Source organism: Rhodococcus sp. SBT000017, assembly GCF_003688915.1.
Lineage (GTDB): Bacteria > Actinomycetota > Actinomycetes > Mycobacteriales > Mycobacteriaceae > Rhodococcoides.
Map to the genome: position 1 here is coordinate 1,648,859 of NZ_REFU01000001.1, position 21,110 is coordinate 1,669,968.

Annotated in this window: 20 protein-coding genes; 12 read left to right on the plus strand and 8 right to left on the minus strand. The window is 64.7% G+C overall.

Annotated features, from left to right (window positions below):
* Positions 1-9 precede the first annotated feature (9 nt).
* Genes AYK61_RS07460 through AYK61_RS07470 form a run of 3 tightly spaced genes read left to right on the plus strand, consistent with a single transcriptional unit; the run spans position 10 to position 1,934 of the window.
* Positions 10-348, plus strand: a complete 339-nt coding sequence (locus AYK61_RS07460) for a hypothetical protein (RefSeq protein WP_121870346.1) — start codon at positions 10-12, stop codon at positions 346-348.
* Positions 345-659, plus strand: coding sequence for a YbaB/EbfC family nucleoid-associated protein (locus AYK61_RS07465; RefSeq protein WP_121870347.1), 315 nt, complete (start codon positions 345-347; stop codon positions 657-659). Before AYK61_RS07460 ends, AYK61_RS07465 begins: the two co-directional genes overlap by 4 nt.
* A 15-nt stretch (positions 660-674) precedes the next feature.
* Positions 675-1,934 (plus strand): primosomal protein, encoded by a 1,260-nt coding sequence (locus AYK61_RS07470; RefSeq protein ID WP_121870348.1) that lies wholly within the window; start codon positions 675-677, stop codon positions 1,932-1,934.
* Positions 1,935-1,955: 21 nt separating this feature from the next.
* Here AYK61_RS07470 and AYK61_RS07475 read toward each other — a convergent pair whose 3' ends face one another.
* A complete protein-coding gene (locus AYK61_RS07475; protein ID WP_121870349.1) occupies positions 1,956-3,080 on the minus strand; it encodes an adenosine deaminase in 1,125 nt (374 codons plus the stop codon).
* 245 nt (positions 3,081-3,325) lie between these two features.
* On the opposite strand from AYK61_RS07475, the gene AYK61_RS07480 reads away from it, so the two are divergent.
* The 3 genes from AYK61_RS07480 to AYK61_RS07490 are packed head-to-tail and all read left to right on the plus strand — an operon-like array spanning position 3,326 to position 7,489.
* A complete protein-coding gene (locus AYK61_RS07480; RefSeq protein WP_121870350.1) occupies positions 3,326-4,828 on the plus strand; it encodes an APC family permease in 1,503 nt (500 codons plus the stop codon).
* A gap of 20 nt (positions 4,829-4,848) precedes the next feature.
* Entirely contained in the window at positions 4,849-5,703 is an 855-nt protein-coding gene (locus AYK61_RS07485; RefSeq protein WP_121870351.1) for a universal stress protein, read from the plus strand.
* 55 nt (positions 5,704-5,758) lie between these two features.
* Entirely contained in the window at positions 5,759-7,489 is a 1,731-nt protein-coding gene (locus AYK61_RS07490; RefSeq protein WP_183130116.1) for a transposase, read from the plus strand.
* 136 nt (positions 7,490-7,625) lie between these two features.
* Here the strand turns inward: AYK61_RS07490 and AYK61_RS07495 are convergent, their stop codons facing one another.
* Both AYK61_RS07495 and AYK61_RS07500 read right to left on the minus strand, forming a co-directional pair.
* Complete coding sequence (locus AYK61_RS07495) at positions 7,626-9,047, minus strand: FAD-binding oxidoreductase (protein WP_121870352.1); 1,422 nt, start codon at positions 9,045-9,047, stop codon at positions 7,626-7,628.
* Positions 9,044-10,549, minus strand: a complete 1,506-nt coding sequence (locus tag AYK61_RS07500; RefSeq protein WP_121870353.1) for a gamma-aminobutyraldehyde dehydrogenase — start codon at positions 10,547-10,549, stop codon at positions 9,044-9,046. The genes AYK61_RS07495 and AYK61_RS07500 overlap by 4 nt, the downstream gene beginning before the upstream one ends.
* Positions 10,550-10,692: 143 nt before the next feature.
* On the opposite strand from AYK61_RS07500, the gene AYK61_RS07505 reads away from it, so the two are divergent.
* Complete coding sequence (locus AYK61_RS07505) at positions 10,693-11,157, plus strand: Lrp/AsnC family transcriptional regulator (RefSeq protein ID WP_032376836.1); 465 nt, start codon at positions 10,693-10,695, stop codon at positions 11,155-11,157.
* Positions 11,154-12,521 (plus strand): aspartate aminotransferase family protein, encoded by a 1,368-nt coding sequence (locus AYK61_RS07510; RefSeq protein WP_121870354.1) that lies wholly within the window; start codon positions 11,154-11,156, stop codon positions 12,519-12,521. Before AYK61_RS07505 ends, AYK61_RS07510 begins: the two co-directional genes overlap by 4 nt.
* Before the next feature lie 9 nt (positions 12,522-12,530).
* Here the strand turns inward: AYK61_RS07510 and AYK61_RS07515 are convergent, their stop codons facing one another.
* Both AYK61_RS07515 and AYK61_RS07520 read right to left on the minus strand, forming a co-directional pair.
* A complete protein-coding gene (locus AYK61_RS07515; protein WP_121870355.1) occupies positions 12,531-13,814 on the minus strand; it encodes a thymidine phosphorylase in 1,284 nt (427 codons plus the stop codon).
* Positions 13,807-14,220 carry a cytidine deaminase gene (locus AYK61_RS07520; RefSeq protein WP_121870356.1) on the minus strand — a complete coding sequence of 138 codons (414 nt, stop codon included), beginning with the start codon at positions 14,218-14,220 and terminating at the stop codon, positions 13,807-13,809. The genes AYK61_RS07515 and AYK61_RS07520 overlap by 8 nt, the downstream gene beginning before the upstream one ends.
* A 265-nt stretch (positions 14,221-14,485) precedes the next feature.
* On the opposite strand from AYK61_RS07520, the gene sdhC reads away from it, so the two are divergent.
* The 4 genes from sdhC to AYK61_RS07540 are packed head-to-tail and all read left to right on the plus strand — an operon-like array spanning position 14,486 to position 17,900.
* On the plus strand, positions 14,486-14,896 hold the full coding sequence (sdhC, locus tag AYK61_RS07525) for a succinate dehydrogenase, cytochrome b556 subunit (protein WP_121870357.1): 411 nt from the start codon (positions 14,486-14,488) through the stop codon (positions 14,894-14,896).
* The gene (locus AYK61_RS07530) at positions 14,896-15,348 is read left to right on the plus strand and encodes a succinate dehydrogenase hydrophobic membrane anchor subunit (RefSeq protein WP_032397462.1); all 453 of its coding nucleotides are present in this window, start codon (positions 14,896-14,898) and stop codon (positions 15,346-15,348) included. The genes sdhC and AYK61_RS07530 overlap by 1 nt, the downstream gene beginning before the upstream one ends.
* 16 nt (positions 15,349-15,364) lie before the next feature.
* Positions 15,365-17,116 carry a succinate dehydrogenase flavoprotein subunit gene (sdhA, locus tag AYK61_RS07535; RefSeq protein WP_032397463.1) on the plus strand — a complete coding sequence of 584 codons (1,752 nt, stop codon included), beginning with the start codon at positions 15,365-15,367 and terminating at the stop codon, positions 17,114-17,116.
* 1 nt (position 17,117) lies between these two features.
* Complete coding sequence (locus AYK61_RS07540; RefSeq protein WP_037188150.1) at positions 17,118-17,900, plus strand: succinate dehydrogenase iron-sulfur subunit; 783 nt, start codon at positions 17,118-17,120, stop codon at positions 17,898-17,900.
* Positions 17,901-17,964: 64 nt separating this feature from the next.
* On the opposite strand, the gene AYK61_RS07545 is transcribed toward AYK61_RS07540, so the two are convergent.
* From AYK61_RS07545 to AYK61_RS07555, 3 genes are all read right to left on the minus strand, one after another.
* Positions 17,965-19,170, minus strand: a complete 1,206-nt coding sequence (locus AYK61_RS07545) for an acyl-CoA dehydrogenase family protein (RefSeq protein ID WP_121870358.1) — start codon at positions 19,168-19,170, stop codon at positions 17,965-17,967.
* Positions 19,171-19,265: 95 nt separating this feature from the next.
* Complete coding sequence (locus AYK61_RS07550; protein WP_121872547.1) at positions 19,266-20,048, minus strand: ATP-binding cassette domain-containing protein; 783 nt, start codon at positions 20,046-20,048, stop codon at positions 19,266-19,268.
* 2 nt (positions 20,049-20,050) lie between these two features.
* Positions 20,051-21,109: an ABC transporter permease gene (locus AYK61_RS07555; protein ID WP_121870359.1), complete on the minus strand. Its 1,059-nt coding sequence runs from the start codon at positions 21,107-21,109 to the stop codon at positions 20,051-20,053.
* Position 21,110: the final 1 nt, after the last annotated feature.

A 21,110-nucleotide genomic window follows, 5' to 3' on the forward strand; every position in this document is an offset into this window, starting at 1 on the left:
GGCCAGACAATGACGGACTCGGACACCCCCGTCGTCAGCGCGGTATCGGGAACTCGATCGGGATCGGTGACGGTGCGCGCCACCGAACACGGACTGCCGATCGGAATCGTCATCGACGAGCGCGAACTGCTATACGGCGGAGGCGCATTGGCGTCGACGATTCTCGAGCACTGTGGACGGGCGAGTGCGGCCGCACGAGCTCAGCGCCGCACCCTCCTCGCCGAGGACGGCGTTCCCACCGAGGTTCTCGATCGCCTCGGTCTGCCCACCCGGGCCCGAGTCGCCGCCGAAGCGAACGAGAATCTCGCAGAGGACTCCGCACCCACGAGTTGGTTGAAGCAGGTATGACCCACGCCCACACCACCGAACTCGACGCTCTGGTCGGCAGCGCTCAGCACCGGCTGGACGCGCTTCGCGAAACGCACGAGAGACTGGACCGCATCAGAATTCGACTGACGTCGCCGGACAACCTGGTGACCGTCGTTGCCGATGGAACCGGTGCCCTGGTCGGGCTCGAACTCGCCGAGAACCTCGGATCTGTTGGCGCTCACGCACTCGCGTCGACGATCACCGCAATGGCCGCGCAGGCCGCCGTTTCGGCGCTCGACCAGCGCGAGGCGATCCTGCGAAGTCTGCAGGGTTCGTTCACAGATTCCTGAGATAGGCTTCGCGCCATGGCTGGAGACATCATCCCGATCGAACTCGGTCTCACCGCCGGTGACTTCTCGACACTGTGGGCACCGGAGTGGCGAGAAGGCGACGACGAGTGGGAGGCATTCCTCGGACACGAGGAGGACCTGTACGGATTCTCGACCGTCGCGGAGCTCGCGGCATTCGTCAGATCCGACGACGACAACGATCTCGTCGACCATCCGTCGTGGAAGGTGGTCTCCGCACTCGCCGCATACGAACTCGAGCCCGACGATCTGCACCGCTTCGATCTGGTGGCGGTGCCGGAGTTGGTGGCCTCCGACCCCGAAGCCGACGTTCTCGCCGAATTGCAGGCCACCTTCGACATCGTCTCCTCCATCGGCGATGTCTGCGAATTACGTCCTGTCACAAGCTTTTTCGGCTCCAACCCATTCGTCGGTGCCGTCGGCGGAGGCGTCGAGAACTTCCTCGGTCGCGAGGGCGGCGAACTGTGGGACCGCATCGGAGCGGCTGTAGCCAAGCACTGGGACGACGTGCTCGACGCCGTGGACTCCGTCGTCACCTCACCCGATGTCGACTCCACTGCCGTTGCCGTCGCCGAAGCCGAGATCACCGCAGCGGCAGAGAACGCCGTCGATGCCGATGACGTCACGGACGACATCGACTCCGATTCGGAAGACGACGACGATTCTGCCGAGGTGGACCGCGATCCGATCGCCGCAGCCGCAGCCGAAGACACGTTCTGGACCACTGTCGGCATCGATCCGATTCGCATCATCACCTCGGACGACACGCTCTACACCCTGCGGTGCTACCTCGGCGACAAGCCGGTGTTCCTCGGCCGCGGCGGCGCCATCAGCGTGTTCGGTTCCGAGCGTTCGTTGGCCCGGTACCTGGCCGACGATCACGACCACGATCTGGCACAGGTCAGCACCTACTCCGATGTTCAGACCGCCGCCATCGACGGCTCCCTCGACATCGCGATCACCGACGACAACGTGTACGTGCTGCCCGGCCTGGCCGACGACCTCGCCGAGGGGCCCACCTCAGTAGACGTCGACCAATTGGACCTGGCCGTCGAATTGTTCACCGATGCAGCCGATTTCGCCGGTGATGATTCCGTCGACGAAGCTCTCGCCACGTCCACCCCGCTGGGTTGGTACGTCTCGTACACCCTCGAGCCCAGTCCTGATCGGCTCGCTCCGAGCGCGCCGTTCGACGTCGAGGCCGAAGCATGGCGCGCCCTCGAGCGTGAGTTCGAGAGCCGGCTGCGCAAGAAGTAGCTGCCCGCCGGGCCCGATCGATCAGCCGATCAGAACTGCGTAACCGGGCTTGATGACGTCGTCGATGATCGCCAGTCGCTCGTCGAACGGCAGGAACGCCGACTTCATCGCGTTGATGGTGAACCGCTCGAGATCGCTCCAGCCGTAGCCGAAGGTCTCGACGAGCTTGGCCATCTCGCGACTCATCGAGGTATCGCTCATCAACCGGTTGTCGGTGTTGACGGTGACTCGGAATCGCAGTCGGGCAAGCAGATCGAACGGGTGCGTCGCCAACGATTCGGCGGCCCCGGTCTGGACGTTGGAGCTCGGGCACAGTTCGAGGGGCATTCTCGTGTCGCGGACGTAGGCGGCCAGCAGACCGAGTTCGTGCTCACCGTCGGCGCCGGTGGTGATGTCGTCGGTGATACGAACCCCGTGACCGAGCCTGTCGGTGCCGCAGAACGCCACTGCTTCCTGGATCGACGGCAGACCGAACGCCTCCCCCGCGTGAATGGTGAAGTGCGCGTTGCTCGCTCGCATGTACTCGAAGGCGTCGAGGTGGCGACTGGGAGGGAAGCCGGCTTCGGCACCGGCGATGTCGAAGCCCACGACGCCGCGGTCACGGAACCGGACCGTCAGCTCGGCGATCTCCCGCGAACGCGCCGCGTGCCGCATCGCAGTGAGCAAGGTGCCGATCGTGATGTTCTTGCCGCGCACCTTGGCCGCGGAGATCCCGGCTTCGAACCCGGCAAGGGTATGGGTGACGACCTCGTCGAGGGTCAGGCCGCGCTCGAGGTGCTGTTCCGGCGCGAAGCGCACCTCGGCGTACACGACGCCGTCGTCGGCCAGATCCTCGGCGCATTCGCGCGCCACTCGGAACAGCCCCTCGGGGGTCTGCATCACGGCGACGGTGTGCGCGAACGTCTCGAGGTACCGCACGAGCGAGCCGCTGTCCGCGGCGTCGCGGAACCACTCGCCCAGCGCTGCACCGTCGGTGGCGGGAAGATCGCCGTAACCGCATTCGTCGGCCAGCTCCAACACGGTCTGCGGGCGGAGTCCGCCGTCGAGGTGATCGTGCAGCAACGCCTTGGGAGCTGTCCTGATCGGCGCGAGATCGAGTGGCGCACTGCCACCGATCGAGGACTGAGTGTTCTCCGCGGTGCTCATGTGACGACGGTAGCGTGCGGCCCGCGCGCACGCGCGCCTGTCATCGCCCATCGGCGAGTCCGCGGATTCCCCCGACCTCCGCCACTTACGCGACCCATTTCGTTGCATTGTTACTCCGATGAAAACAATTCCGTCGATACACAGCGGATCGGCGACGGAAATCGTAGTGTTCAGCAAACACACGCGGCCGATTCTGTCGGGTCCCCCTCCGACGTCCTCGGTCGACTCGAACCTCGGAGAGACCTATGTCCACTGTGGAACCGCCGAACACCCTTCCGGGTAAAGGACTCAACACCGGCGCTCTCGGGCTGGTCGGCAACATCGTCATCGGCTTGTCGGCGGTCGCCCCGGCCTACAGCCTCGCCGCGACACTCGGCTACGTGGTTCTGGCCGTCGGCGACAAGGCACCCTCGATGTTCCTCATCGCCTTCGTTCCGATGCTGCTCACCGCCTTCGCCTACCGCGAGCTCGGCCGCGACACCCCGGACTGCGGAACGTCGTTCACCTGGGGCACCAAGGCGTTCGGACCCTGGGTCGGCTGGATGGCAGGGTGGGGCCTGGCAGTCTCGGCGATCATCGTGCTGGCCAACGTCGCCGAGATTGCCGCCATCTACCTGTTCGAGTTCCTGGGGCTGTCGGGATTGGCGGAGTCCACCGCGGCCAAGGTCGCCCTCGGCTCGTTCTTCATCGCCTCGATGACCTACGTCAGTTTTCGCGGCATCCTCATCAGCGAACGCATGCAGAACGTGCTGCTGGTCGTGCAGTTCGGTGTGCTCATCGGAGTGTCGGTGACGGCACTGGTCAAGGTGGGCACCGGTACCGCCGGACCGCAGGCCATCACGCCCCAGTGGAGTTGGTTGGTCCCGACCGGAGTGACGATGTCCGACGCGGCCCAGGCCATCATCCTGTGCATCTTCATCTACTGGGGATGGGACGCCTGCCTGGCCGTCGGCGAGGAAACGAAGGACTCCGAGAAGACGCCGGGACGCGCCGCGGTGATCACGACGTTGATCCTCGTCGCGACGTACGTTCTCGTCGGATACGCGGTGCAGTCGTTCGCCGGGTTCGGCGATACCGGCATCGGTTTGAACAACCCGGACAACGTCGACGACGTGCTCACGATCCTCGGCGGTCCCGTAGCCGGCTCGATCGTGGCGTCGCTGCTGCTGTTGACGGTCTCGATCTCGGCTCTGTCCTCGACCCAGACGACCATCCTGCCCACCGCGCGCGGAACCCTGTCGATGGCCGTCTACGAGGCCCTCCCCAAGCGGTTCGCCAGCGTCCATCCCAAGTACATGACGCCCGGCTTCGGCACCCTCGTGATGGGCGTCGCGGCACTGCTGTTCTACCTGGTGCTCACCTTCGTCAGCGCCAACGCGCTCCAGGATTCGGTGGCGTCACTGGGGCTCGCGGTCGCCTTCTACTACGGCATCACCGCATACGCGTGCGTCTGGTACTTCCGTCGGACATTGTTCTCGTCCGCCCGAAACCTGTTCATGCGCGGCATCTTTCCGCTTCTCGGCGGGCTGTCCATGACGTGGGCGTTCGTCCAGAGCGCGGTGGACATGATCAAGCCCGACTACGGTTTCACCGTCTACGGTCCCGTCGGCGGAGTGTTCGTTCTCGGTGTCGGCATGCTGGTACTCGGCATTCCGCTGATGCTGCTGTGCTTCGTGGGGAACAAGGACTTCTTCCAGGGCAAGACACTCACCGCGTCGACCGACGTCAAGGTTCCCGACACTTACTAGAAGAGAAGGACACCTCGCTCATGAAGATCACCGTCGGCTACCTCGCCACTCCCAGCGGCGACGACGGCGTAGCCCTGGCCACCGCCCTCGCCCGCGCCCTCGACGCCTCCATCGACATCGTGCTGGTCATGGCCGTCGACGAACCTGTCATGGAGGGCAGCGGACCCTACCGAAAAGTTCTCGAGGCCAAGGCGCGGGGCTGGGTGGACGACGCGGCCGCGCAGGTACCGTCGGGCATCGAGGTGACCACGCACGTGCTCACGCACGAGTCGTTCGCCCGCGCCCTGATCGACTTCGCGGTGAACACCGATGCCGACATGATCGTCGTCGGCGGTGCCGGTGACGGCCTGCTGAACCGACACTCGATCGGGTCGGTCGCCAGTCAACTGCTGCACGCGTCGGAAGTGCCGCTGGCACTTGCCCCTCGGGGCTACCGGCTCTCGAACGCACCGATCACCGACCTGACCGTCGCCGTCCCCACTCGGGCCTCCGCCCCGAATCCGCTGCCCTTCGCCATCACTCTTGCCAGCGCGGCGCACGTACCGGTGCGGTTGGTGTCACTGGTCTCGCTCGAGCCGACCGGGGCCCCGAGCGACGAGACGTCACTGGACACCCGTCGACGACAGGTCGCTGCCGCGCAGGACAATCTGGACCACGCGGTGCGCACGCTCCCCGATATCGAGGGCCTGCAGTCGGTCGTCGCCGACGGGTCGACGCTGGACGAGGCGATGGGCAACCTCGACTGGAAGCCGGGCGATGTGCTGTTCCTCGGCTCGAGTCGATTGGCGACTCCCAAGCGGGTTTTCCTCGGGTCCAGCGCGGCCAAGATTCTGCGTGCCGCGCCGGTGCCGGTGGTCGTGGTCCCGCACGAGTAGAGCGGCGTCGCCGCACGTGAGTAGAAGTTCGTAGCAGACGGGCTGTTTCAATTTGATGGTGGGGCGTCTCGAGTGTCGAGGCGCCCCATCGTTGTGGGTGGGCGAGAATGTGGTGGTGGCGAAGGGGTATCGACCGGTCGATCGTGATCAACAGTTTCTGATTCCACCGGACATGCGCGAGTGGTTACCGGCGGAGCATCCGGTGTGGACGCTCATCGACATCGTCGATACTCATCTCGACACCTCGGCGTTTCATACCGGGCGTCGACTCGGTGGTGTCGGGCGCGCCGGATACGACCCGGACATGTTGCTCACGTTGCTGATCTGGTCCTGGTCGCAGGGCCAACGATCCTCACGCCGGATCGAGTCCGCGTGCGCCGACGTGGTGTCCTACCGGGTGATCTGCGCTGGTGACATCCCCGATCATGTGACGATCTCTCGGTTCCGTAAAGACAACCACGCGGCCTGCGCGGCTTTGTTCGCGCAGGTGCTGATCCTGGCCGCGCGGGTGGGATTGGGGTCGTTGGGAACCATCGCCCTCGACGGAGTCAAGATCGCCTCGAACGCGTCGCTGTCGGCGAATCGCAGCGAATCCGGGTTGCGTGCGGCGGCCGAGGCCGAGGCTGCGAAGATCGCCGCCGCGGCGGCCGCAGCGCACGCCGCAGGCGATGACGCCGACGACGAGCTCTACGGCCCGGACGATCCGGGCCCCGGCCACGTCCCGAAAGACCTGGCCGACCCGAAGTCTCGGTCGGCGCGGATCGCCGAAGCACTGGCCCAGATCGAGGCCGAGAAGGCAGCGGCGCGAGCAGCCGAGCAGGCCGCGGCGAAGGGCCATCTCGAGCGGATGGAGGCGGGCGCAAAGATCATCGGTCAGTCTCCGGTCGGTGCTGCGGTCGACGCAGCGGAGATCCGGTTGCAGCGTGCACGGCAGGTCAGGGTGCAGATGAGCGCTGACTACGAGGCCAAAGTTGCGGCACTGGGTGCTCGTGGGGCGAAGCCGAAAGGAACTGCTCCGGTGCCGGTGGAGTCTCATTACACGGTGGTGCGGGCGCGGGCGGCGTTGGCGAAAGCTCGAGCCCGCCGACGTGACCGGGAGAACAGTGCGCCGGTGATCTGCCGCAACATCACCGATCCGCAGTCGCGAGTGCAGCCGATCCGTGGTGGCGGATGGGTGCAGGGTTACAACTGTCAAGCATTCACCACCGAGGACGGGATCATCATCGCGACCGGTGTCGGGATCAACCCCAACGACTCCGGTTACTACCCGGACATGGTCGCGAAGGCCATCGCTGCCGCCGACACGATCGTCGCGACGAAAACTGCCACAGATTCACCGCCGGTCACCGACACGGTCTGCGGATCCGATGCCGGTGCCGGTGAGGCTGCGATCGGGATCATGCTTTTCGATGCCGGGTACTGCTCGAACGCCAATCTCGATGCACCCGGCCCGGACAGGTTGATCGCCACCGGCACCACCCGTGATCTCGAAGCCGCTGCCCACGCCGCCGCGGCGAGCAACACCGAAGATGCACCGGTGCAACAGAGTTCGCTCGATAAGATGCGGGAGAGGTTGGCGACACCGGACGGGATCGCGACCTACCGCACACGCTCGCATATCGCCGAGACACCGTTCGGGCATGCCAAACACAATCTCGGATTTCGTCGCTTCACAGGTCGAGGACTCGACCGAGCGGCCAGTGAATGGTCATTTCACGCAGCGGTTCACAACATCGGCAAAATCCTCACCCGCCTCGCGGCCGCCCCCACAACGGCACCGGCCTGAACAGTGAGTGACCGGGCCCTACCGGGCCCGGCCACACCGACCGACCTCACACAGCCGATCAGTTCACCCGCTCACTCGCGCCAAAACGCAACGGCCCGCAGAGGTCGAGTTTCCGCGCACGTGCGGCGCAGCCGCTCTAACTGTCGAAGCCGAGACCCAGCGCATCCATTCCCTTCAGCCACAGTCCCCGTCGTCCCTCGTTGCGGTCTGCTCGGGCGAATTGTGCACGCGTGATGTTGATGCCGATGAACTTGAGGGGCTCGGGTGGAAACGGCAGCGGCTTGCTGCGCACCATCTTCAGGCGTGTTCGTTCGGTGTCCTTGCCGTCCAATAGATCGAGAGCGGTGCGGGCCCCGAAGTGCGACGCGCCGACGCCGAGTCCGGTGAACCCGGCCACCGAGGCCACCCGTCCGTCCATTCCGAGATCCCAGAAGGCGCTGAACCGCGAGCACGTGTCGATCGATCCGCCCCAGGCGTGGGTGGCGCGAATTCCTTCGAGGCTCGGGAACATCTGCAGCAGGTGTTCGGCGAGCAGTGCGAACTCTTCGGGATGTTGGGTTCGGCGCGGGTCGGTGTCGCTACCGTAGAAGTAGTGCGCGTCCCACCCGCCGAACAGGATGCGATCGTCCGCCGTCAACCGGAAGTAGTGGAATCGGTTGCCGGAGTCGGCCAATCCTTCGCGGCCGGACCAGCCGATGTCGGCGAGCTGCGACGGACTCAGCGGCTCGGTCATGATCACGTAGTCCCATACCGGGACGATCCAGTGACGGAGTTTGCGGCGCAACGATTTCGATGCCGAGGTGGCCAGCAGGACCTTGGCGGCCTCGATGGTGCCGTATCCCGTCTTCACTCGAATTCCGTTGCCGGACTTGTCGATCGACAGCGCCCGAGTGTTCTCGTGAATGCGAACGCCGCGCGACTCGGCCGCGTCGGCCAGGCCCCAGGCGAGTTTGGCGGGATCGATCATCGCAACGTCGGGGTCGAACAGTGCGCCCCGCGCCATCGGCGAGGTGACTCTCGACGCCACCGCAGCGGCGTCGAGATACTCCATCGGCTGATACAACCGCGTCGCCTCGTCGCCGAGCTCACGCAGGTCGTCCACCTGCCAGTCGAAATTGGCGATGTCCAACTCGCCGGTGCGCTCGATGTCTGCGTCGATTCCGTACCGGTCCGCAGTCGCGCAGATCGCGTCGAGCGTCTCGGTGCCCATGCGCAGCAGCTCGGGTAGTTCGTCGGCGTAGCGGTCGAGTCCGTTGCTCAGTCCGTGCGTCAGGCTGGCCGCGCAGAAGCCGCCGTTGCGTCCGGTTGCGCCCTCCGCGATGCGGTCACCTTCGAGCAACACGATCGATCTGTCGGGATTCTCTTCGGCGGCGTGCACCGCCGCCCACAGGCCGGTGAACCCGCCGCCGACGATCACCAGATCCGCTGTCGCAGAGCCGGTGTGCCGACTGCGCGGAGCGGGGCGTTCGGGACGGTCGAGCCAGTAGGACTCCGGTGCCGCGCCCGCCACCATCGCCACGCCGCGTTCGGTGGGTGCGGTTGCCCATGATGCGCTCATCGGGCATCCACCTGCGCTTCGGGATCGGCTGAAGCGAATACCGTTCGGTGCCAGGCCTTTCGGGTTACACCGGTGATGTCGGTCATGACGTGCTTGACGGTGAGGTACTCGTCGAGCGAGTAGCTCGACATGTCCTTTCCGAACCCCGAGGCCCCGAATCCGCCGTGTGGCATCTCGCTGACAATCGGGATGTGGTCGTTGATCCAGACGCAGCCGGCGGCAATCTCCCGCGTCGCTCGGCCCGCGCGGTACACGTCCCTGGTCCAGGCCGAGGCGGCGAGTCCGAACTCGGTGTCGTTGGCGCGCCGGATCGCATCGTCGTCCCCGTGATGCTTCGACACCGTGAGCACCGGACCGAACACCTCGTCGCGATAGATCTCGTCCTGCTCACCGACATCGGCGATCAGGGTGGGCGGATAGAACGCACCCCGGCCCTCCGGGACACGGCCTCCGGTCACCACCCTGGCCCCCGCGTCCCGGGCTCGATCCACCATCGCCGCCACACGATCGCGGTGCGCGACGGAGATCAACGATCCCATGTCGGTCGCCGGATCCGTCGGGTCTCCCACGACGACGCGACCCATCAACTCGGCGACTCCGGCGACGAAGTCCTCGTAGAGGGATTCGGCGACGATGGCGCGGGTGGCAGCAGTACAGTCCTGACCGCCGTTGATCAACGATCCCGCGACGGCTCCGTGAATGGCTGCGTCGAGATCGGCGTCCTCGAACACCACCAGCGGGGCCTTGCCGCCGAGCTCGAGCTGCACGCGTGTGCCGTGCGCGGCGGCCTGCGCCATCACGCGCCTGCCGACAGGAGTGGAGCCGGTGAACGTCATCAGGTCCAGACCCGCATGGGAGGACAGCGCGACCCCTGCGTCGAGACCGGTTCCGGTGACCACGTTGAACACCCCGTCGGGAACGCCCGCTTCGGTGGCCAAGCGTGCCAGCCGCAAGGTGGTCAGCGGGGTGAGTTCACTGGGCTTGAGCACAATGGAGCACCCGGCCGCCAACGCCGGTATCGCTTTCCACACCGCCATCTGCAGTGGATAGTTCCACGGCGTGATCGACCCGACCACTCCGACGGCGTCGCGACGGATGGCGGAGGTGTGCTCACCCGAGTATTCCGCAGCAGCCTTGCCGTCCAGGTGCCGCGCCGCTCCGGCGAAGAACTCGATGTTGTCGATGCTGCCCGGAACATCGAATTCCGTTGCCAGCCTGGTCGATTTGCCGGTCTGTGCCACTTCCTCGGACACGAAGTTCGCCGCGTCGGCCGCAACCAGACGCGCGAGTTCCATCAACACCGCGCTGCGGTGCGCGGGAGTGGCGGTGGACCATGCGGGAAAGGCCGATCGGGCTTGCGCGAGAGCCGAATCGACGTCGGCGGCGGTGGCCAGACCGACGCCGGCGACGACGGCTCCGCTCGCGGGATCGTCGATCTCGTACCGATCACCGCTACCGTCGACCGCTTGTCCACCGATCCAACAACCAGGAATGTTCGCCATGCCTGCGACAGTACCGTCGGACCCACTGATTCTCTCTGTTTCCAGCCTTTCGACAACTGATTCTGTCGTCTGAATCCACAATCGACACGCTTTTCATCGTCGACGGGTTGTGTTCACGGCCACGACAGTGACAAGATCGATCCATGCCCGAGCAACCGCCCATCGCACTCGACGACGTCTCCAAGGCGATCATCGAGCAACTCCAGGAGGACGGGCGTCGCTCGTACGCTGCCATCGGCAAAGCCGTCGGACTCTCGGAAGCGGCTGTCCGTCAACGGGTTCAGCGCCTGACGGACTCCGGCGTCATGCAGATCGTCGCGGTCACCGATCCGGTGCAGGTCGGATTCAAGCGGCAGGCCATGATCGGCATCAAGTGCACCGGCGACAGTTATGCACTGTCCGAGGAACTGTCGGCGATCGATGCGATCGATTACGTCGTCCTCACCGCAGGATCGTTCGACGTCGTCGTGGAAGTGGTGTGCGAGGACGACGAACAACTCCTGCAGATCCTGAACAAGCAGATCCGCAGCCTGGACGGTGTCACCAGCACCGAAACGCTGGTCTATCTCAAACTCGTCAAGCAGCAATACAATTGGGGAACACGATGACGCGAACGACATCCGAGCTCGACGCTTCCGCAGCCAAACATCTGTGGGGCCACTTCACCCGCCATGGCGCAGGGGTCACTCCCCCGATCATCACGCGCGGTGAGGGGTCGACCATCTGGGACTCGAACGGCAAGAGCTACATCGACGGTCTCTCGGGGCTGTTCGTGGTGCAGGTGGGTCACGGTCGCGAGGAACTGGCCGAGGCGGCCGCGAAGCAGGCCAAGGAGTTGGCGTTCTTCCCCCTGTGGTCGTACGTGACCGAACCTGCGATCGAGCTGGCCGAGCGGCTCGCCGGATACGCCCCGGGCGATCTCAATCGCGTCTTCTTCACCACCGGTGGCGGCGAGGCCGTCGAGAGCGCATGGAAGCTCGCCAAGCAGTACTTCAAGAAGGTCGGCAAGCCCGGTAAGCACAAGGTGATCTCGCGGGCGATCGCCTACCACGGGACCCCACAGGGCGCGCTGGCCATCACCGGAATTCCCGCGCTCAAGGAACCCTTCGAACCGCTGACACCGGGCGCGTTCCGAGTGCCGAACACCAACATCTACCGCGCCCCCGCTCCCCTGGACTCCGATCCGAAGGCTTTCGGAATCTGGGCCGCGGACCGGATCGCCGAGGCCATCGAATTCGAGGGCCCCGACACGGTTGCCGCTGTGTTCCTCGAGCCGGTTCAGAACGCCGGCGGCTGCTTCCCTCCCCCGCCCGGATACTTCGAGCGGGTCCGCGAGATCTGCGATCGCTACGACGTTCTGCTCGTCTCCGACGAAGTCATCTGTGCCTTCGGCCGGATCGGGTCGATGTTCGCCTGCAGCGACTTCGGCTACGTACCGGACATCATCACCTGCGCGAAGGGAATGACCTCGGGCTACTCACCCATCGGCGCAATGATCGCTTCCGACAAGCTCTTCGAGCCGTTCGACGACGGCACGTCGAGCTTCGCGCACGGATACACCTTCGGCGGCCACCCCGTCTCCGCCGCCGTGGCCATGGCCAATCTCGACATCTTCGAGCGCGAGGGCATCAACGCTCACGTCGCAGACAACGCCCCGGCGTTCCGTGCGACGCTCGAGAAGCTGCACGACCTGCCCATCGTCGGAGACGTGCGCGGCGAGGGATTCTTCTACGGCATCGAGTTGGTCAAGGACAAGACCACGAAGGAGACGTTCAGCGACGCCGAAGCAGAACGCATCCTCCGCGGCTTCCTGTCCACGGCCCTGTTCGACGCAGGCCTGTACTGCCGTGCCGACGACCGCGGCGATCCGGTGGTGCAGCTGGCTCCGCCACTGATCTGCGGTCAGAAGGAGTTCGACGAGATGGAGCAGATCCTGCGCAGCGTGCTGACGGAGGCCGGCAACCTGATCTGACCGGGCTCGTTATTGCCCGATCCGGTCGATCACCAGAGGGGTCGGCTGCACGGCCGTGGCCCCTATCTCCCAACTGGATTCGAGTGCCTGCTGCGCGTACTCGAAGCGCTCCGGGGTGTCGGTGTACAGCGTCGCCAGCCGATCTCCTGCGCGCACCCGATCGCCGGGCTTGGCGTGCAGCCGCACACCGGCTGCGCTCTGCACCGGCTCACCCTGGCGCTCGCGGCCCGCGCCCATCCGCCACGCCGCCAATCCGACACCCATTGCGTCCAATCCGGTGACGACGCCGTCGGTGGCGGCGACGAAGTCCTGGCTCTCGCGGGCGACGGGGAGCGAGGCATCGGGATCGCCGCCCTGCGCGGCGATCATCGTTCGCCACCGATCCATTGCCGAACCGTCGGCCAGCTTGTCGGCCGGATCGATACCCTCGATCCCGGCCGCCGCGAGCATCGTGCGCGCCAGCGTGATCGTCAGCTCGACGATGTCGGCCGGCCCACCTCCGGCGAGTACCTCGACCGATTCCTCCACCTCGAGCGCGTTGCCCGCGGTGAGCCCGAGCGGGGTGTCCATCGCCGTCAGCACCGCCAGAGTCCGTACCCCCGCATCGGTTCCGAGCTCGACCATGGCGGTCGCGAGTTCGCGTGCGTCGTCGACGTTCTTCATGAACGCTCCGGCACCGACCTTGACGTCCAACACGAGCGCCCCGGTGCCCTCGGCGATCTTCTTGCTCATGATCGAGCTGGCGATCAGCGGGATCGATTCGACCGTTCCCGTCACGTCTCGCAATGCGTAGAGCTTCTTGTCGGCCGGAGCGAGATCGGCACCGGCAGCGCACACGACAGCACCGATCGCCGGATCGGCCAGGATGCGGTGCATCTCCTCGCCGCTCAGATCCGCTCGCCATCCGGGGATGGACTCGAGCTTGTCGAGCGTCCCGCCGGTGTGGCCAAGTCCTCGACCCGACAGCTGCGGCACAGCGGCTCCGCAGGCGGCGACGAGCGGAGCCAGCGGCAGCGTGATCTTGTCTCCGACACCACCGGTCGAGTGTTTGTCGACGGTGGGCAGCGGCAGCGCCGAGAAGTCCATCCGTGTGCCCGACGCGATCATCGCGTTCGTCCACGTACCGAGCTCGCGACGCGACAATCCGCGCCACAGAACGGCCATTGCGAGAGCCGACATCTGTTCCGGCGCGACGGATCCGCGGGTGAACTCCGCGATCACCCATTCGATCTGCTCGTCGTCGAGAACGCGCCCGTCGCGCTTGGCGCTGATGATGGATACGGCGTCAGGCATGGTTGTTCACGCGTCCTTCGTCGAGGTTGTCGGGGCCGAAAGCGTTCGGGAGCAACTCTGCCAGTCGAACCGGTCCCGAGGCGGTGTCGACGAGCAGATCCGGGCCGCCGAACTCGTACAGCAGCTGCCGGCATCGCCCGCACGGCATCAGAATTTCACGCCTGGAATCGCAGCAGGAAAAGGCCACGAGTCTGCCGCCGCCGGTCGAGTGCAAGTTCGACACCAACCCGCACTCCGCGCAGAGCCCCAAACCGTATGAGACATTTTCCACATTGCACCCGGTGACTATCCGATTGTCGTCCACCAGAGCTGCGGCGCCGACCGGAAAGTTGGAGTACGGGGCGTAGGCACGGCCCATTGCCTCATGAGCATTGTCGCGCAACGTTTTCCAGTCGATTTCGTTCATGGTGCACCATCCAATCACGCTGTCTGAATTGATGCAGAGATCCGGCCTGAAGTGCGCCCATCAATTGGGAAGGCAAACCTAACACCAGATTTCGGCAGCGTACGAACCTCGAGTCGAATTAGTTCCGTGTTTCGAATGGGTTTACAGTTTCTTGTAAGCGGCTAGTACAACCAGCACTAGGGCCGAATCGCGACAAATCGAGCCACGACAAGACCGGCCACCGGGCTCGATGCGTCCACCAACGACGTTGGAGGCATTGCACTCGATGAGTAGCACGACAGAAGCCGCTCCGGTCAAGGAGCGCAAGCGGTCGCTGTACCGCGGGGATCCGGGCATGTGGTCCTGGGTCCTTCACCGAATCACAGGCGTCTTGGTTTTCTTCTTCCTGTTCGTCCACGTTCTCGACACGGCGATGGTTCGGGTCAACCCCGAGACGTACGACGCCATCATCGAGACCTACAAGACCCCGCTCGTCGGTCTGATGGAGATCGGCCTCGTCGCGGCCGTGCTGTACCACGCGTTGAACGGCATCCGCGTGATGCTGATCGACTTCTGGTCGAAGGGACCGCAGTACCAGAAGCCGATGCTGTGGGTCATCGCAGTCGTCTGGCTCGTCGTCATGATCCCCGGCGCGGGACGAATCTTCTACAACATGTTCACGGCGGGTGGTCACTGATGTCGACGCAGGGTCCCGAGGCGAAGGTCCTCGGCACGAACTACGACCGTCCGGCCAGCCTGGCCAACCCGCGTTCGCCGCGGCGCCAGAGCAAGGGCAACTTCGAGCTCTATGCATGGCTGTTCATGCGCTTCTCCGGCCTGGCACTCGTCGTGCTCGTCCTGGGCCACATGTTCATCATGTTGATGCTCGACGACGGTGTGCATCGCATCAACTTCGCATTCGTCGCCGGTCGTTGGGCCAGCCCGTTCTGGCAGTTCTGGGACCTGACGATGCTGTGGCTGGCGCAGCTGCACGGCGGCAACGGCCTGCGCACGATCATCGCGGACTACTCCCGCAAGGATTCGACGCGTTTCTGGCTGACCACGCTGCTGGTGCTGTCGATGATCCTCATCATGGGCGTCGGCACCTACGTCATCTTCACGTTCGATCCCAACATCACGGCGAGCTAAGGACACTGACGCTTACATGCAGGAACATCGTTACGACGTACTGATCGTCGGCGCAGGCGGTGCCGGTATGCGTGCTGCGATCGAGGCCGGACCCCGTGCTCGCACAGCCGTACTGACCAAGCTCTACCCCACGCGCTCGCACACCGGCGCAGCTCAGGGCGGCATGTGCGCCGCCCTGGCCAACGTCGAGGAAGACAACTGGGAGTGGCACACGTTCGACACCGTCAAGGGCGGCGACTACCTCGCCGACCAGGACGCGGTGGAGATCATGGCCAAGGAAGCCATCGACGCCGTTCTCGATCTCGAGAAGATGGGTCTTCCGTTCAACCGGACACCCGAGGGCAAGATCGATCAGCGGCGCTTCGGTGGCCACACCCGCGATCACGGCAAGGCTCCGGTGCGTCGTGCGTGCTACGCAGCCGACCGCACCGGCCACATGATCCTGCAGACGCTCTACCAGAACTGCGTCAAGCACGACGTCGAGTTCTACAACGAGTTCTACGCACTGGATCTGTGTCTGACCGAGACCGACGACGGTCCCGTCGCGACCGGAATCATCGCCTACGAGCTCTCCACCGGTGAGCTGCACATCTTCCACGCGAAGTCGATCATCTTCGCCACCGGAGGCTCGGGCCGGATCTACAAGACCACCTCCAACGCCCACACCCTCACCGGTGACGGCATGAGCATCGTGTTCCGCAAGGGTCTTCCCTTGGAGGACATGGAGTTCCACCAGTTCCACCCGACAGGTCTCGCAGGCCTGGGCATTCTCATCTCCGAGGCAGTGCGAGGCGAGGGCGGCATCCTGCGGAACGAGTCGGGCGAACGCTTCATGGAGCGCTACGCACCGACCATCAAGGACCTCGCGCCCCGCGACATCGTCGCGCGGTCGATGGTGCTCGAGGTGCTCGAAGGACGCGGCGGCGGCCCGAACAAGGACTACGTCTACATCGACGTCACGCACATTCCCGAGGAAGTTCTGGACGAGAAGCTCCCGGACATCATGGAGTTCTCGCGCACGTACCTCGGTGTCGACCCCGTCAAGGAGCCGGTGCCCGTCTACCCGACGTGCCACTACGTCATGGGCGGCATCCCCACCAAGATCCGCGGCGAGGTTCTGCGCAACAACGAGGACATCGTCCCCGGCCTCTACGCGGCCGGCGAATGCGCCTGCGTCTCCGTGCACGGAGCCAACCGTCTCGGCACCAACTCGTTGCTCGACATCAACGTCTTCGGACGTCGTGCCGGCATCGCCGCGGCCGAGTACGCGAACTCGGTCGACTTCACCCCGCTCCCCGAGGAGCCGGCGAAGATGGTGCAGGACTGGCTCGAGTTGATCCTGTCGGACCACGGCCACGAGCGCGCAGCCGACATCCGTACCGAGATGCAGCAGTCGATGGACAACAACGCATCGGTGTTCCGTACCGAGGAACGTCTCGAGACGGCACTCAAGGATGTCCGCGCCCTCAAGGAGCGGTACAACAAGATCACCGTCGAGGACAAGGGCAAGCGCTACAACAGCGACCTGCTCGAGGCCATCGAACTCGGCTTCCTGCTCGAAATGGCGGAGGTCACGGTCGTCGGTGCACTCAACCGGAAGGAATCGCGCGGCGGACACGCTCGCGAGGACTACCCCGAGCGCAACGACGCCGAGTACATGAAGCACACCATGGCCTACAAAGAGGGCGAAGGTCTGCTCACCGAGATCCGCTTGGATTACAAGCCGGTAATCCAAACCCGCTACGAGCCGATGGAGCGGAAGTACTGATATGAGCGCACCCACACTGGACAAGAAGTCCAACGAGTCCGACCTGCCGCCCGTCCCCGAGGGCGCGGTGATGGTCAACCTCAAGATCGCGCGCTTCAATCCCGAGAACGGTGACGGTCAGCGCTGGGACACCTTCCAGGTCCCCACCCTGGCCACCGACCGTCTGCTCAACCTGCTGCTGTACGTGAAGGGCTACCTGGACGGCACCCTGACGTTCCGTCGCTCGTGTGCACACGGTGTCTGCGGCAGCGACGCGATGCGGATCAACGGTGTCAACCGTCTCGCCTGCAAGGTGCTCATGCGCGACATGCTCCCCAAGGACTCGTCGAAGACGCTGAACATCACCATCGAGCCCATCAAGGGTCTGCCGGTGGAGAAGGACCTCATCGTCGACATGGAACCCTTCTTCGACGCGTTCCGCGCCGTGAAGCCGTTCCTGATGACGACGGGCAACGAGCCGACCCGCGAGCGGATCCAGTCCGCAGCGGACCGCGCCCGGTTCGACGACACCACCAAGTGCATCCTGTGCGCGTGCTGCACCACCTCGTGCCCCGTGTTCTGGAGCGACGGCAGCTACTTCGGTCCGGCCGCCATCGTCAACGCGCACCGGTTCATCTTCGACAGCCGTGACGAGGGTGCAACCGAGCGTCTGGACATCCTCAACGATGTCGAGGGTGTGTGGCGTTGCCGCACCACCTTCAACTGCACCGACGCATGCCCTCGCGGCATCCAGGTGACCAAGGCGATTCAGGAAGTCAAGCGCGCGTTGCTGTTCGCACGCTGACAGCTTCTCCTGCCCCACGTACAGCGCCCCTTCGCACACGCGAAGGGGCGCTTTTCGTTCTCGGTCAGACGAACGCGCCGAAGCCCGTCACTCCGCGGCCGACGATCAGGTTGTTGATCTGCGCGGTGCCCTCGTAGGAGTACAGGGCCTCGGCGTCGGCGAAGAATCTGATGACGTCGTGCTCGATGAGAATTCCGTTGCCGCCCAGGATCTCTCGGGCCCAGCCGACCACCTCGCGCAGCCGCGTCGTACAGAACGTCTTGGCCAGCGCTGCATGCTCGTCGTGGTGGACGCCGTTGTCCTGCAGCTGAGAAACACGAATCGCCATGCCGAGCGAGGCGGTGATGTTCGCCGTCATGCGGGCGATCAGGTCGGAGATCAGCTGGAACGACGCGATCGGAGACCCGAACTGTTCGCGTTCGCGCGCATAGGCCACGGCCCGCTCGTACGCGCCCATCATCACGCCCACGGCCTGGAACGCCACGCCTCCGCGGGTCAGACGGAGCACCTTCGCTGTATCGGCGAACGAGTTGGCGTCGGCCAGCTTGTTCTCGACCGGGACTCGGCAGTTCTCCAGATGGATGTCCGCGTTCTCGACCGCGCGGAGCGAGTACTTGCCCTCGATCTTCTCCGCCCGGAACCCCTCGAATCCCTGCTCGACGACGAAGCCCTTGACCTCGCCGTCGGCCTCGTCCTTGGCGAACACGATGGTCAGATCTGCGAACGTGGCGTTGCCGATCCAGCGCTTACTGCCGTTGAGGATCCAGTGATCTCCGTCGAGTCGAGCTGTGGTCTCGAGTCCGCCTGCGACGTCGGAGCCACCGTGCGGTTCGGACAGTCCGAACGCGCCGATCTTCTCCATTCGGCGCATCGCAGGCAACCACCGCTCGCGCTGCTGCTCGGACCCGAGAATCGAGATACTGCTCATCGCCAACGAACTGTGCACGCTGAACATCGTTCCCGTGGACGGATCGACTCGCGCGAACTCCATTTCGAGCCAGCCGGTGAGCAGCTTGCGTGAGGCCTTTCGGTCGTCGAAACCATAACCCAGACCGGCGATCTCGAGCTGTGCGATCTTCGGCATCAGGTGCACCGGAGAGGCGGCCTTCTCCCAGAATTCGTTCGCCCGCGGCGCGACCTCGTCCTGCAGGAATCGACGGGTGCGCAGGACCACTTCGGTCTCGGAATCGTCGAGCATGCTCTGATACCCGTAGAAATCGGATTCGAGAAAGTCCGGCGACAGTGGTCCGAGGGGCTCGTGCTCGCTCATGTTCGGCTCCTTCGTCTGGTGCCTCCGTCGAGCACCTCTTTCGATCCTCTACCCGCCGCGCCCAATTCTCACGCATGCACCGCGGCCCCGAGATGTCAGCGGCGCAGTTCGTCGGAGAGGGTCGCCAGTTCGTCGCCGCCCGCCATTTCCTTGGTGAGGTCGTCGAGCGAGATGTCGTCGTGCGCACAGTCCAGTGTCTGACGTCCACGATCGAGGAGGACGAAGTGATCTCCGACCATGTACGCATGATGCGGATTGTGGGTGATGAACACGACTCCGAAGCCTTTCTCCCGGGCCGCCGAGATGTACCGGAGAACCATGCCGGACTGTTTGACGCCGAGAGCGGCGGTCGGCTCGTCGAGGATGAGAACTCGGGCACCGAAGTAGATGGCGCGCGCAATGGCCACGCACTGACGTTGGCCACCGGACAGTGAGCCGATGGGGGCATCGACATCCGGTAGATCGATCCCCATCTTGCGGAGTTCGTCGATGGTTCTCGCGCGCATCGCTTGGGTGTCGAGGGTCTTGAAGATCTTGCCCTTGCGCAGCTCCTGACCGAGGAAGAAGTTGCGCCACACCGGCATCAGGGAGACGACCGCGAGGTCCTGGTAGACCGTGGAGATACCCTGATCGACCGCCTGCTTCGGCGAGCCGAACGTGGTCGCCGTGCCGTCGACGAGCAATTCCCCCTCCGACTGCCGATGCAACCCGGACATGATCTTGATCAGAGTGGACTTGCCTGCGCCGTTGTCACCGAGAACGCAGGTGACCTCACCGGCACCGACACGGAGGTCTATCCCGTGCAGCGCGATGATGTTGCCGTAGCTCTTGCCCACGCTTTTCAGTTCGATGAGGGGCGTGTTCGCGGAGGACGTCATGGTCACCTTTTCGCCGCGTAGTTGCGGAAGGAGCTGTTCGCGATCACTGCGAACAGCAGCATCGCACCGAGGAAGAACTTGAACCAGTCCGGGTTCCAGCCTGCGTAGACGATGCCCTGGTTGGTCATGCCGAAGATGAACGCTCCGATGAAGGCACCGACAGCCGTGCCGTATCCACCGGTGAGCAGGCATCCGCCGATGACCGCGGCGATGATATAGAGGAATTCGTTGCCCACGCCTTGGCCGGACTGCACGGTGTCGAACGCGAACAGCAGGTGCATGCCGACGAACCAGGCGCAGAAGCCGACGAACATGAACAAGCCGATCTTGACCCGAGTGACCGGCACCCCGACCGCACGCGCCGATTCCTGGTTGCCGCCGACAGCGAAGATCCAGTTGCCGATCCGGGTCTTCATCAGCACCCAGGTCGCGGCGAGGGTGAACACGATCCACCACACGACGGTGATGCGGACCGAGACCCCCAGCAGCGAGAACGAGGACGAGAACACTGCCTTGGCCGAATCGAACCCCTCCATGTCCGAGATGGACGGGGTGGCCACCTGGCCGGTGACGAGCTTGGTGACGGCGAGATTGATGCCGGTGAGCATGAGGAACGACGCCAACGTGATCAGGAACGACGGAATCCTGGTCGTCATCACCAGGTATCCGTTGAGAAACCCGACCGCCAGTGCCAGCACCAGCGCCAGCACCGAGCCGGTCCAGACGTTCAGGTGCAGGTTGTAGGCCAGCATGGAGGCCATGATCGAGGAGAACGTCACCGCAACCCCGGTGGAGAGGTCGAATTCTCCGCCGATCATCAAAAGGGAAACACCGATCGCCATGATGCCGATGGTCGAGGATGCGTACAGCACGGTGGCGAGGGCTTCGGGCGATCGAAACGGCGGTGCCACGATGCAGAAGAAGACGAATATGGCGACCGCGCCGAACAGCGCCCCGACCTCCGGCCGAATCAGCAACCGCTGCAACGGTTTCCGCTTCTTGACCCGCTCATCTGCCATCACGGTGTGTTCGGACAGAGCCGGATCGGCCTGTGGGGACATG